Consider the following 15,081-nt stretch of genomic DNA (forward strand, 5'->3'; position numbering starts at 1 on the left):
ATAAGTCTCTAAAAGTTAAGATAAGTCATTATCGCTTAATTTAGCATGCTGCACCATGACAGATATATTTATACAGGGCTGTGAAAATAATCAGCTTAGACAAAGCGGCGATCAGTTGGTTATGATGATAGTGCGGTTGACATGAATAGGATATCAAGTGGCAGCATTACGATTATTAGCAGGCAAAACGGCATTTGAACAAATTGAACAAAACGGCATACAGCAGTCGATGTTTACTCAATTGTTTGCAGCATCAGGTGGCCCCAAATGGATTGGCGTCGCAGGGCTCGATAAATACTTGTTCAGTGAGTTTTTTAGTGACAGGCAAGCACCACTTTATACCATGGGTGCTTCATCTGGAGCCTGGCGTTTAAGCTGTTTAGCGCAAAAGAATCCGTTAGAGGCCTATCATCGCTTTGAAGACTATTATATCGATCAGCGCTACGAGACTGTGCCTTCTCGTCAAGAGGTGACTGAGCAGGTAGAGCGAATTATTGCTGGCATATTAGGTGCTAATGGCGCCATGGATATAGTCAATAACCGTATTATTCAAAGTCATTTTGTGGTGTGTAAGGCCAAGCATTTAAATGCTGGGCGTTCCAAGGGAAAATTAGCAATGGGGCTGGCTGCTACTGCAGTGTCTAATGCTGTTAGCCGTCGCAGTTTAGCTTGGCACTTTGAAAGACTGGTATTTAGTCATCAGCAAGTTAAATCGCCTTTTTCACAATTATCCGATCTGCCCACCGAGCATGCTCAATTAACTCGCAGTAATATCAATCAAGTGCTGCTAGCCACTGGCTCTATTCCATTACTGCTCTCGCCAGTGACCCAAATCAATGGCGTTAGTGACGGTCATTATTACGATGGCGGCATTACTGATTATCACTTTGATATGCCTTTACCTGCCGCAGAAGGCTTAAGTTTATATCCGCACTTTTATCCTTACATGAGCCCTGGCTGGTTCGATAAATCACTAAAATGGCGCCGTGCTAAAAAGCATTATCATAATGCGCTGATCCTGGCGCCGACCCCAGAGTTTATTGCTTCTTTGCCTTACCAGAAAATTCCTGATCGTGAAGACTTTAAAAAGCTTGATAGCGACAGTCGTATCGCTTATTGGCGCGAGTCAGTTAAGCGCAGTGAGCAACTGGCGATTGAGTTTGCCGGCATCATTGAAAACCAGTCGGTGATGAGTCATTTAGAGCGGCTTTAAGCTGCTTTATTGATTGTTTTTAACCTCCTATTTAAGGGTTATCTTAAGCGCTATCTGATCGCTTTTTGAAACTATTTCGTAAAACACCCTGTCTAATAATTAATCGCTTAAGTCTGCGTTATTTGTTAATTACAGCTATCATTAAAAAGAATGATAAGCGGATGGTGACTAGCAAATAAACTATCAAGCACTAAACTTAATTTGCTCATATCTGTGACAACTAGTTGATTATATAGGCTGAAGCGAGCTAGTTGTCATCGGCGATATAAATATGCTGCGCCTTGTGGTGTAAGCCCTAAATGAATATTTATCAGCATTTCTATGGTCTGGAGGCTGCTATGAAAACATTAGAAATGGCCTTGGTTATTCAAGAGGCGGTTATTCTTCCTGGCGGCCGCCAAGAGATCAGAGTGGTATCGCCAAATCAGCTGTTAATGGTTGCTAGTGTGCTGAAAGGAGACTACCGCTTAGCCTTAGCTGCGAGCAAAAGTAGCGGTAAAAGTAGCGGTAAAGGTAATAGCAGTCCGCCATGTTATAGCACAGCAACAGAGTGTGAGATTATCGACTTTCATCAACTCGACGATGACTCATTAAGTATTGTGATTGAAGGTCGCCAAAGGGTAAAAATTCTGTCTGCGGCGCAACTAAGGGATGGAAGTTGGATTGCGCGCACATTAGCCTGTCAAAATTGGCAAGATGAACCCATAGGCGAAAAGTTTGAAATTATTAGTGCCGCTTTAGAGCAATTTTATGAAGTAAACCCAGATTTATTGGAATTATATAATCAGGTGCATTTAGAAGATGCCACCTGGGTAAGCCAGCGTTGGTTAGAAGTGTTACCTATGTATAACAAGGATAAATTACAGCTTGTTGAGCAACCTAATTGCCACAAGACTATGGCTTTTGTACTGCAGCTATTAAAGTCCCATGTAGATGCCTAAGTTACCGCTTTACAGCAATGACGAGCAAGTCGCTGTGATTGTATTTAACTCGCCAAGTTTGGGCTAACTGTGCTGGATTTTACTTCAAGTGGCTCGTTAACAGGAAAGCTTAGGTTCATTTATATTACTCATGTCCGTTATACTGACGGGATATGTAAGTCACTAATCATTGTAACTATGTCTTCTGATACCTCAGCTAGAGCTGCACAACCTTCTTATGTGGTGTTACCACAACTGACTCATCCTTCGAAAAATGCAGCTGCAAGTTCAACAGCGCCAAAAACCGTGGTGGAATTTTTAGTGTCGCATTTTGCGCAAATCCCACCGCAAGTGTGGTTAAAGCGGATTGAGGACGGCAAAGTGCATTGGGCAGATGGCAGCTTAATTACTGTCGATACTGCCTATAGACCTGCAACAAGGGTGTATTACTACCGCGAAGTTGAGGCTGAAACTAAGATCCCTTTTGTGCAGAAAATTTTGCATCAAGATGAGCATTGTATGCTGGTGTTTAAACCACACTTTTTGCCAGTAACCCCCAGCGGAAACTTTGTTAATGAATGCTTAATCCATAGGCTCAGGATTGCCACCGGCATTGACACTATAACTCCTGCCCACCGCCTTGATAGGCCAACTGCAGGCGTCATGCTAATGACAGTTAACCCTGAGTCTAGGCATGCGTATCATGCTCTTTTTAGTGATGGCAAAATTACAAAGCAATATCAAGCGATTGCTAAGTTAACAGCGGCACTATTGGCACAATCCCAAGCGGGTGAATTAACCTTGCCAATACACTGGACGGTTAAAAATAGGATGGTGCGCTCAACCCCAAGCTTTTTAATGAAAGTGACCGAAGGTGAGCCCAATACCCATTCTGAAATTAGCCTTATTGCCATAAAAGGCGATAAAGGTTTATTTGAGCTGAGCCCGATCACCGGGAAAATGCATCAACTTAGGGTACACATGATGTCGTTGGGAATGCCGTTAGAAAACGATACTAATTATCCTACTTTAGCGCCAAAGAGTGCCGATGATTTTTCAAAACCGTTACGGTTAATTGCTAAATCACTGCAGTTTATTGACCCGATTAGCCATATTGAGCGTCAGCTGAGCTGCGAAGGCTATGAAGCTGAATTTGATCTTTAACTTGCTTGATTAAATGCTATATCAGCATGAGTCACGCGCAGCGATAACTGTTTAGTGCGCTGAATATATGAATTTTATGAGCTATGACGAACGACTGTCGACCAATGACTCACTATTAGTGGTTTGTTTGAGCTTAGTCCGATTACAGGTAAAACTCATCAATTAAGAGTGCATATGCAAAGCATTGGTATGCCATTGCTTAACGACAGGTTTTACCCTGTGCTACAACCGAAAGGACCTGATAACTTTGCTAATCCACTAAAGTTATTGGCACAACGATTACAGTTTATTGATCCTATTACACAGCAAAGTAATGATTGGCGCTGTGATGAATTAAATTTCAATTAATATAGATATTTACACTACCGTAACAAACTCAGTCAGGTTATATTGTGACTAATTTATAGGATTTAGGTGTTGTCATGGAACGAATCACATATTGCCTGATTTTTTTAGTTGCATTACTTATCAGTGTTGGTTTACTGCGTGGTGTCGATCATTTATTGGCCAAGCAAGTCATTGCCCGTGACGCAGCAATTTTAACGGATAAGTTTGAGCACTTAATTAAAACCAGTGCGGCAGAATTAAATGAATTACCCGAAATCACTTTTGATTCGTTTGTGTGTAGCACTGAGGTAGAGGCGCAGTTAAAGCGCGCAGTATTTGATGCAAGCTTTATTCGTTGGATTGGCGTAACGAAAGGGCTAAATATATATTGTGAATCTAACGAGATTATTCGAGAACTTCACGATGTGAAACATCATCAAATTAGTGAAACCTATAGTTTAGGGATACTAGAGTCTGAAAGTGATCAGCATCTGGAATTAGTGCTTATTCGCAATATGGGGGATATTTTTTACGCCGCGAGCATACTCCCGTTAGAGCCGAGTTATTTTGTTCCGATGAGCTGCGAGAAATGTTTAGAATATCGATTATCGTTCGATTCGAGTCCTTTTTTAACATTTGGTTATGAAAGCTTTGATGGTGATTATTACGTGAGTGAGGCGGTTAACTTAACCACCGACTATTTTGACGCAACCTTTGAATTATCAGGTAATCGTGAGTTTTATGAGCAATATACCTACTTTTCTTGGTGGATTGTTTTAATCATTGCCAGCATTTTGGCTGCTTGGGTCTCGTATATCGCCCGTTTATGGTTTAACCATAGTCAATCTGTTCATAGCCAAATTATTCAAGGGATTAAGCGGTCTGAGTTTATTCCTTTTTATCAGCCTATTGTCGATTCTCGCAGTCAAAAAGTCATTGGCGCAGAAGTGCTCATGCGTTGGCAACGGCAAGATGGCAGTTTAATGCCACCGAATCAGTTTATTCCTTACGCAGAAGCCAATGGCTTAATTGTTGATATGACCAAGGTATTGTTGGCGCATGTTTTTAATGATGTTAAGCAACTTGCGGTTACACGAGAACCATTATTTTTTAGCGTTAATATTGTGCCAGAGCATTTAGATAATGATGATTTGTATCAACTGCTAAAAGGCGTTGTTGAATCAGGCGAGTTGAAACAACATCGTATTTCATTAGAAATCACTGAGCGTCATCCTATTAGTGACTTAGTTGCTGCGCGTAAAATGTTAGATAAGTTTTATGCTATCGGCATAGATTTAAAATTAGATGATGCCGGCACGGGTTATGGTGGTTTTAGTTATGTGCAAAATTTAGGCATTAGTACCCTCAAAATTGACAAAATGTTTGTTGATACCATAGGTCATCAAGATAACTTTAATGCGAAAACCATTGAAGCCATTATTTCATTTGCGCAAAAATCCAATTTAAACATCATTGCAGAAGGTGTAGAAAGCCATGAGCAAGTGGCTTATTTAAGTGAGCATGGTGTTTACTCTATTCAAGGCTATGTTTACTCTAAACCTTTATCATTTGATGATTTTTGTGCTGGTTACAGCCATTAACAGTGAATGATATTAGCGACCAGTGCTTATTTTAACGTATGTAGCCGCGAGTGAATCGCGGCTTTTTATTGTCAGTAATTTAATGGTTACATCTGGTAATGTTTGGCGTTTTATGGTGCTAAATGAAATGTAAATTGCATAAATATGGCTTAAATTGGAATGCTTTGTAGAGCGAGCTGACTATAAAAGCCGTTGCCGAGGCTGCTTAATTAGTAATCATTGAGTGGGGAGGCTAAAGAGGTAAACTAAAATCGCTTACTCATTTTAATGACAGTAATGTTTAGATTTTGGTGATAACTTTACGTTGTCGAGCTAACGTAGTGAACTGACGTATTTGATAAGGGGGGTATATTGAGCAGAAAAAGCCTAAATGCGGCAGGTGTATTGCTGTTATCAGCGAGTTTAGCGCCGATTAGCGTAACAGCAGATCAAATTTATTTTAGCTTCGATAATGATATCGTTACCGGCTCAGATGGTGATTACTCCAATGGTTTTGTCATAGGTTGGCATGCAAAGCCAGAACACAATTTTTCAGCGGCAGCATCGGTCTTTCAATGGCAGTCTGCACTTTTATTCCCCCAACAAACACAGCAAGCACACCGTGGGGCTCAGTTATATAGCCGAATGTGGACCCCAATTGAAATCGCCTATGACTATCCACAATCAGAAGAAAGACCTTATGCAGGTCTATTGGAGTTAGAAAGCTATACCGGTGTGTTTAGCCCATCACTGGCACAAAAAAATTGGTTGTCTGTTGGTGTTATGGGACCTGCGTCAGGGGCTGAAATGCTGCAATCAGTGGTGCATAAAATTACCTCATCAACTAAACCGGGTGGCTGGGATTATCAAATAGAGAATCAGCTGACATTTCAACTTGCCTATGAAGTCGAAGCTTTACTCACTCGTCAGCAAGCATTTGAAAATAGTCAGTGGGATTTAAGCGCATTTAATCATTCGATGGCTGGGAATTTTCGTTCTCAATCGAGTGTCGGTCTCACCTTGCGTTGGGGTGATGACTTAGACCAAACCTTTGGCCAACTTTCCAGTCAGGCTGGTCACTTAGGAAATTATACTCATTCCGCTAACTCTGATGGTAGCTGGACGGCTTATGCAAGGGTGCAGGCTGGATATCGGTTTAATGATTTAACCATTGATGGTGATTTACCCTATGACTCATCGCTTGAAATCAAGCATGAACAAGCGCAAGCAAGTTTAGGGGTGATATGGGCATTTCCCACATGGTCTGTGAGTTGGAGCTTTGATTTTTATAGCAAAGAATATCAATCAGATGTCGATGACTGGCATGGCTATGGGGTGATTAGTTACACTAAAGTGCTTTAATTCTGGTTATAAAAAACGATGTTTAAAAGGCGCACCATGATTCATCATGGTGCGCCTTTTCAGTCTATTACAGAGTTATTATGACTAAAGTTTTTTAGACCTGATTGTGCATGTCATTTAATGCTTGATGTAGCAAATCATCGTCATTAGCCTGATTAGTATCACTTTGATCAGGTTGGTCATTTAAATCTGCCAATAACTCATCTTTATGCTGCTGATGGTTATCATCATCTAACGGGTTTTCAAAAGCGTCGACCTGATTGGCATCTAACATATCGGCATCAGGTGCCGCTAGTGTTTCCGCCACATTAGCTAAATCATTCACTACTGTTGCTTGTGGAGTTGGATTCATATCAGCATGACTAACGCCTACCATCTGTAGATAGTGATCAATAGGAGAACTCGCCCCGGACTGGTTAAGTGAATGAGCACCTTCGGGATGCTCGGGGCTGCTTTCATCATCAGCGCCAATATGCGCTAGCACCTCATCAAATGAAGGTTCATCTTCAGTGATGCTTGCGCTAAAAGTCATTATGTCGTCAGGTACGTCGTTCATGTCCGCTGCAGGTGGCGGAGCGGCAGATGTATCGGGTGTGATTGTCATGCCAACAAGGTGAGTAGAGGTTTGGTTATGACCACTGTGGCCATGAACATAAGTCACATCTACATTCACTTTGACATCAACATTGGACGCATGTGCATCATGATACACAACTTGAAATACGTCATGATGTTCTTCTGAAGTGGTTTGCCCTGCCCAATGGCTGCCGCCTGTCGCCTTATTACCGGCAGTCGGAGCTTGCCTATAAACATAGTCCACGTGGCCAGTTACGGGATCGATGCTTAAGGTACCGTATTGGCCTTGCAAACTGGTTGAAGTATGACCGTGGCCATCAGTGATTGCCCACCCAGCGCCAGATAAACTAGGGGTGAGCTGTTGTATTATTGGAGGTGCAACCAGATCGCCTGAGATATGTGAGCCAATGCTACCACTACCTGTTGGTGTAGGTGGGGTCTTAAAGCTTAAAGTGGGTACAGGGTTAGCGCTATCGCTAATAAACAGAGGGCTGTGTATTGATGCTAAATTACCCGCTAAATCTTGAACCGATGCGGTGATATCAACCGTTCCCCCTGGCAGCGCCTGAACCTCCGCTGCGGTTAATGAAGTGTGGCAAGCGCCTTGAGTTACCACGGCTTGATGCTGCTGACCCGCAATCGTTACTGTAACTGTTTGCCCATCTTCAACGCCAGATACTGTACCGGTTATATCAATCGCTTGCTGGTGTTCGCTGGCTTCAATGATATTGTCGCTAGTGATTGGGTTAACCCTAATGGCCGCGTTAGTGTCGGTGCTGTAGTGATGATTATCCGTCGCAGTTGCGCTGTTTCCTGCTGTATCCGTTATGGTGACTGATGCGCTAATGTTGGTGTGGCTGCTCAGTTGATTGGCTGGGATGTCGATTGAGAATCTATGTTGTGCATCCACGGCGCCAGTGTAAGTGTGTGTGCCTAGTGTAAGGGTGATATTGTCGCCAACGCTGACTTCACTCCCCACAGTACCAGTGACTGGCACGCTGCCACTGAGCTCGGCCTGATTGAGCACGTCATCAGCAGTGATAGGGTCAAGGCTAATGTGTGGCGCTGCTACATTAGTGTCTAGCGTAAAATCAATACTGGTGGCTTTTGATGTGTGCCCAGCGTTGTCAGTTTGCCTTACCTGTAGCTGATTAAGTCCCTCGACAGGAGTAAATTGGCTGCTCCAATGGGCACCACCATCTGTGGAATACTCCACCTGCATTCCAGCGGTTTGACCTGAGATGCTAAGCGCCCCATCTTGAGTGATCAAGTCTGTGGCCGAGCTGCCGGTATCATGGGCCAGCGAGACTGCTAATGGCGCAATAATGATCGGGGCTTGATAAGGGTCTATATGAATAGTTAAGTTGTTCTGACTATTGTCTGCATAATCACCATTCGTGTCTGTGACGCGGTAGATAAGATTAGGCACTTGCCCGCTAAATTGACTGTTTGGGGTAAAGGTGTAGTCGCCGTTGGCTGAAATTGCGATAACCCCAACACCAGTAATGTTATGAGTTTGCCCAGCTTGAACCGTTACATAGTGATGCGTTACTGGGTCTTGAAATTGCACATCATCAAGCACTAACTGTGCGCCATCATCAACATCCGTAGCCCCCTGCAGTAAGTTGCCTGTAACGGGGCCGTTATTCTGCTGAGAATGTGGGTTAAAACTGTGGATGATTGGACGATCACTGGTGCCTGTGACGACGACTTGAGCTTGCTGCTGCGATGTCTGCACATTGCTACCAGCTCCTTGTTGTAGCTCATACTTAATGTCAACTTTTAAGGCGATGCCGTTGGCCAAATGGTTGTAGCTATTGTGCGCCGGATCGACCTGTAATGTATGGCCGTCGCCGGCTAGCATAAAGCCATCGGGTACCTGATTAGTGTAATGAACACCGTCGGTCGAAAATTGCATGTGGCTTACAGTGCCACTGCTCAGTCCACCGAGTAAATCGAGAGATTTAACCGCGCCACCTTCATTAACGCTCACGCTTGGCGTGTCATCATGGCCATGAATTTGCACATTGATGGTGTGGCTAGCAGTGCCGTCCGGTGAGGTAAGGGTAAAGCTTTCGGTCACAACTTGCCCGGCAACCAAACCATTAGTGGTAGCGAGTGAATTGTCTAAGGTATAAGACCAATTGCCTTGCTGATCCATTGACAGATAACCATACTGCCCCGCTAACTGGCTGATTGTGGCAAACTGATTTTCGCCACTGTCGACATCTGTCAGTGTTAACTGCCCCGTCAGACGACTCGTTGCACCATCTTCGAAGATATCGACGTTCGATGATGCTTGTGACTGGCCATTGATCAGGGCTGCATCGTTCACCGCTGCGAGCGTGGTGCTGGCACCTGTGTGGGTCACACCACCGTGGGCATCCTTAACGTCATAGCTAAAATGGACATCGCCGTTATAGTCTTTTTCTGGCGTAAAGGTAAAGGTGCCATCGCCATTAATTAATATCGAACCATGGTCGGCGTGTAGGTTTTCAATGGATAATTTGCCAATATCGTTATCATCGATATCAGTTGTGTTAGCAAGTAGCAGTGCTGGGGTGAGAACAATTTTGCTATCTTCTAAGCCATTTGCTAAACGCACTTCAGCCGAGGCAATTGGCGCATCATTGGTGCCATGAACGGTCACTGTGATATCTTTTTTAGCACTGCCATCAATAGATTCAACGGTAAAGGTTTGCTGGAAGCTTTCCCCTGCGCCTAAATGTTGGACTTTATCATTGTCAATATCGTATGACCAATGGCCCTTTGCGTTGATATTGAACCGACCACCTTCGGCGGTGGTGATGGTTTGTGCAATAAAACCGGCTTGGTCGTGATCCGGGTCAATCACGTGTAACGTGCCGCCACTGCTGAGCTGATGGGTGGTATTGCCAAAGGAAGTGTGATCTTCGTAAACATGATTATTGAGGCTGGAGTAGGGCGTTACTTCAATTTTTGCTTGGTTATCTTCACCGGTCACCTTCACCATAATGGTGAGCTTTTGACCATCATTGGTTTCGATTTCGTAGGGGAGCTCCATCGACTCGCCAGCATGTAGGCTACCAATGAGATCGTCCGCATGACGATTGGTAACAGCTTCTAATCTGAATTGATAAGTGCCATTAGGCCAAACATCAAGGTGACCAGGCTCAAACCCTTGGCCTAAATACTTCCCGCTAAAAACAAACTGAGTGTTATCACCACTATCAGGGTCAATTAGCTGAAGCTGGCCTCTATAGAATTTAAATTCACTATCCAGCGCTTGTGTTTCAGTGAGCTGAATGACATTAGAAACCAGTGTGGCTTTATCATCTGTCCCGGCAATCGTAAGCGTGGCGGTTTGTTGCGTACTTCCACCATGGCCATCTTCTACTTGATAAGTGATAGCGAGTTGTTGCGACTGACCATTGGCCAAATGGTTAAATGCGGGATCAGTGGCATCAACAATTAACGTATGCCCATCAGTATCTAAGGTAATGCCCGTTGGAAGTTGGCTCGACTGAGGTTGACCATCGATGGCATATTCAAGGTGGCTGATGGTTAAAGCGTCGCCGTCTTTATCTGTGGCACCTATTAGCAGATTGAGGGTGTGATGATTATCGGCCCCCTCACTGACACTGTCGGTTAAAGGCGTCACATCAGGGTTGTCGTTAACCGCAGCCAAGTTGGTGGTTGCGCCGGTGTGGGTGATACCGCCGTGTGCATCCTTAACGTCATAGCTAAAATGGACATCGCCGTTATAGTCTTTTTCTGGGCTAAAGGTGAAGGTGCCATCGGCATTAATTAATATCGAACCATGGTCGGCGTGTAGGTTTTCAATGGTTAGTTTACCGGCGTCATTGGCATCCACATCGACTGTATTCGCTAATAGTTGCGCGGTGGTTAAGGTTTGGCGTGTATCTTCGCTGCCACTTTGTAGCACCACTTCAGATGAACAGTAAGGTCTGTCGTTACTGCCGTGAATGGTGATGACAATATCGTGTGTTGTACCATCTTTTGAATGGACTGTAATCGTATCGGTTAAGCTTTGTCCTTCACCAAGCTGGTCAATTGCAGTGCCACGCGTTGTGGGCCTAGCACCTATACCTGATAGATGCCCAGCATCGGCATGGTAATGCCAGGTGCCATCGGTGAGTAAGATTAGATCGCCATAGGTGCCGTGATAGTCGTAACCATTGCTTCCTTGGCGTTCAAATCCTGACTCGCCTACATCGGGGTCTGTGATGGTCAGCTTGCCATCAGCATAGAGTGTTGTATTGCCAAGTGTGGCCATGCCTGAGTGAGCATAGTCAGGTGACATGTCGACACCCGCGCTGTTTTCGGTTATTGAACCAGTATCAACGCCAGCGATTTGGGCAGCATCGCCAACCGCCGAGAGCGTCGTTGATGCGCCAGTGTGGGTCACACCACCGTGGGCATCTTTGACGTCATAGCTAAAATGGACATCGCCGTTATAGTCTTTTTCTGGGCTAAAGGTGAAGGTGCCATCGGCATTGTTCAAAATGGAGCCGTGGTCGGCATGCAGGTTTTCAATTGTGAGTAATCCAGCATCGTTTGTATCGACGTCCACGGTATTAGCCAGCAGTTGTGCGGTAGTCAGAGTTTGGCGGGTATCTTCGCTGCCATTTACAATCACAACTTCAGATGAACAGTAAGGGCGGTCATTATCACCATGAATGGTAATAACAATGTCGTGGGAAGTACCATCTTTTGATTGGATAGTGATTGTATCAGTTAATGTTTGTCCTTCTCCGAGTTTATCTATAGTAGAGCCAATAGTTGTTTTTCTATTGCCGACCCAATCTACGCTGCCAACCGTCACGTCATAATGCCAAGTTCCATCACTGTTTAACAATAAATGTCCATATTGTCCGTGGTATGAATTGTTCCAAGCACCGCCTTTAGAGTCAAACTGTGATTCACCAGTATCAGGGTCAACAATATCTAACTTGCCATCAGCGGTTAATGCAGCTTGTCCAAGTTTAGCCATACCAGGTTGTGCATAATCTGGTGACATATCGCCAAAACTGCCATGACCTTCATCAACGTCACCTGTTGAAATTCCAGTAATAACAGCTTTATCGTCAGTGCCATTGATGGTGACTGTGATCTGTTGCTCGGTGCCATCTATAGAATGAACGACTAAGGTATCAGTTACCGTTTCACCTGTTTTTAAACTTTGAATAGATGGTTGTGAATTATCAGCCGTATAAGTCCAGTGACCTAATTCATTTAACGCCAGTGAGCCAAATTGTCCTTGTTGTACTGTGGCTTGGAATTGATTTTGACCATTATCAACATCAGTAACGGTTAATGCGCCATCAACATGCAGTTGTCCTTGATGGACGTCTTTGTCTTCGGTTAATTGTGCTGAACTTGTACCGCCAATCACCGCTTTATCATCAGTGCCGTTAATGGTCACAGTGATTTTTTGCTCTGTGCCATCAACACTATGAACTAACACTGTATCGGTAACTGACTCACCGGTTTTTAAACCTTGAATGGCTGTTTGTGAGTTATCAGCGGTGTAAGTCCAGTGACCTAACTCATTGATTGATAGAGTACCAAACTGACCTTGTAGGCTTTCAGCGTTGAACTGCGCTTGATTGTTGTCTACATCTGTTACGATTAACGTCCCGTCAACGCGGAGTTGTCCACCATGCACGTCTTTATCTTCGGTTAATTGTGCGGTACTTGTACCACCAATAACGGCTTTATCATCAGTACCGTTAATGGTCACAGTGATTTTTTGCTCAGTGCCATCAACGCTATGAATTAACACTGTATCAGTAACTGACTCACCTGTTTTAAGGCCTTGAATCGCTGTCTGAGAATTGTCAGCTGTGTAGGTCCAGTGACCTAATTCATTGATTGATAGAGTACCAAACTGACCTTGTAATGAGGTGGCTTGAAATTGATTTTGACCGTTGTCGACATCAGTAACAGTGAGGGTACCATCTACTCGAAGCTGCCCTTGATGAACATCTTTATCTTCAGTTAATTGTGCTGTTGAAGCACCCGTAATCACCGCTTTGTCGTCAGTACCGTTAATGGTCACAGTGATTTTTTGCTCAGTGCCGTCAACGCTATGAACTAACACTGTATCGGTAACTGACTCACCGGTTTTAAGGCCTTGAATGTTCGGCTGCGAGTTATCGGCGGTATAGGTCCAGTGACCTAATTCATTGATTGATAGAGTACCAAACTGACCTTGTAGTGAGGTGGCTTGGAATTGATTTTGTCCCGCATCAACATCAGTAACAGTGAGTGCGCCGTCAACGCGAAGTTGCCCACCGTGAACGTCTTTATCTTCGGTTAATTGTACTGAGCTTGTACCACCAATGACCGCTTTATCATCAGTGCCGTTAATGGTCACAGTAACTTTTTGTTCAGTGCCATCGACTGAATGAACTAATAAAGTATCGGTGAATGACTCGCCTGTTTTAAGGCCTTGAATCGCTGGTTGAGAATTATCAGCGGTATAGGTCCAATGGCCTAAACTGTTAATCGATAACGTGCCGAACTGACCTTGCAATGATGTCGCTGAAAACTGAGCTTGGCCGTTATCTAAATCGGTAACAGTGAGTGCACCATCTACTCGAAGCTGGCCAGAGTGAACATCTTGATCTTCGGTTAAACTGGCTGTTGATGTGCCACCAATAACCGCTTTATCATCAGTGCCGTTAATGGTCACAGAGATTTTTTGTTCTGTGCCATCAACAGAGTGAACTAATACTGTATCGGTAAGTGACTCACCCGTTTTCAGGCCTTGAATAGTCGGCTGAGAGTTATCAGCTGTATAGATCCAGTGACCTAATTCATTGATTGATAGAGTACCAAACTGACCTTGTAGTGAGGTGGCTTGGAATTGATTTTTACCGTTATCTACATCAGTAACAGTGAGGGCGCCATCAACTCGGAGCTGACCTGAATGAACATCTTTATCTTCGGTTAAGCTGGCGGTTGAGGTGCCCGCAATCACCGCTTTATCATCCGTGCCATTAATGGTGACAGTGACTTTCTGCTCAGTGCCATCAATGGAATGAACTATGAGAGTATCCGTTAATGATTCGCCTGTTTTCAGGCCTTGAATAGTCGGCTGCGAGTTATCAGCTGTGTAAGTCCAATGGCCTAAACTATTGATACTCAGAGTGCCAAATTGACCTTGTTGCACTGTGGCCTGGAATTGGTTTTGTCCTGAATCTACATCGGTTACGGTGAGGGCACCATCGACATGCAGTTGTCCTTGATGGACGTCTTTGTCTTCGGTTAATTGTACTGAGCTTGTATCACCAATGACCGCTTTATCATCAGTGCCGTTAATGGTCACAGTAACTTTTTGTTCTGTGCCATCAACAGAATGAACTAATAAAGTATCGGTGAGTGACTCGCCTGTTTTAAGGCCTTGAATGTTCGGCTGCAAGTTATCAGCGGTGTAGGTCCAGTGACCTAATTCATTGATTGATAGAGTACCAAACTGACCTTGTTGCACTGTGGCCTGGAATTGATTTTGTCCCGCATCAACATCAGTAACAGTGAGGGCACCATCGACGCGAAGCTGACCACCATGCACGTCTTTATCTTCAGTTAAGCTGGCGGTTGAGGTGCCCGCAATCACCGCTTTGTCGTCAGTGCCGTTAATGGTCACAGTGATTTTTTGCTCTGTGCCATCAACACTATGAACTATCACTGTATCAGTAACTGACTCACCTGTTTTTAAACCTTGAATCGCTGTCTGAGAGTTATCGGCGGTATAGGTCCAGTGACCTAAATTGTTAATCGATAGAGTGCCGAATTGACCTTGTAGTGAGGTGGCCTGAAATTGATTTTGACCGTTATCGATATCAGTAACAGTGAGGGCACCATCTACTCGAAGTTGCCCACTATGAACATCTTTATCTTCGGTTAAGCTGGCTGTTGAGGTGCCCGCAATCAC

6 protein-coding genes and 1 pseudogene are annotated in these 15,081 nt (G+C 44.2%); 6 read left to right on the forward strand and 1 reads right to left on the reverse strand.

What is annotated here, in order from left to right; genetic code table 11:
* The first annotated feature begins 157 nt into the window (after positions 1–157).
* From BCU91_RS08250 to BCU91_RS08275, 6 genes and pseudogenes are all read left to right on the forward strand, one after another.
* A complete protein-coding gene (locus tag BCU91_RS08250) occupies positions 158–1,213 on the forward strand; it encodes an alpha/beta hydrolase (RefSeq protein WP_102476536.1) in 1,056 nt (351 codons plus the stop codon).
* A gap of 338 nt (positions 1,214–1,551) precedes the next feature.
* Entirely contained in the window at positions 1,552–2,154 is a 603-nt protein-coding gene (locus BCU91_RS08255; RefSeq protein WP_102476537.1) for an LON peptidase substrate-binding domain-containing protein, read from the forward strand.
* A 177-nt stretch (positions 2,155–2,331) separates the two neighbouring features.
* Entirely contained in the window at positions 2,332–3,297 is a 966-nt protein-coding gene (locus tag BCU91_RS08260) for a pseudouridine synthase (RefSeq protein ID WP_102531263.1), read from the forward strand.
* A 120-nt stretch (positions 3,298–3,417) separates the two neighbouring features.
* Positions 3,418–3,645: pseudogene (locus BCU91_RS08265) on the forward strand (pseudouridine synthase); the annotation flags it as partial.
* A 74-nt stretch (positions 3,646–3,719) separates the two neighbouring features.
* Positions 3,720–5,225 carry an EAL domain-containing protein gene (locus BCU91_RS08270; RefSeq protein WP_102531264.1) on the forward strand — a complete coding sequence of 502 codons (1,506 nt, stop codon included), beginning with the start codon at positions 3,720–3,722 and terminating at the stop codon, positions 5,223–5,225.
* Positions 5,226–5,576: 351 nt separating this feature from the next.
* Entirely contained in the window at positions 5,577–6,566 is a 990-nt protein-coding gene (locus BCU91_RS08275; protein WP_241904054.1) for a lipid A deacylase LpxR family protein, read from the forward strand.
* A gap of 94 nt (positions 6,567–6,660) precedes the next feature.
* On the opposite strand, the gene BCU91_RS08280 is transcribed toward BCU91_RS08275, so the two are convergent.
* Entirely contained in the window at positions 6,661–15,081 is an 8,421-nt protein-coding gene (locus tag BCU91_RS08280) for a VCBS domain-containing protein (RefSeq protein WP_206747620.1), read from the reverse strand.

This window comes from Shewanella sp. 10N.286.52.B9, from assembly GCF_002873635.1.
Classification (GTDB): Bacteria; Pseudomonadota; Gammaproteobacteria; order Enterobacterales; family Shewanellaceae; genus Shewanella.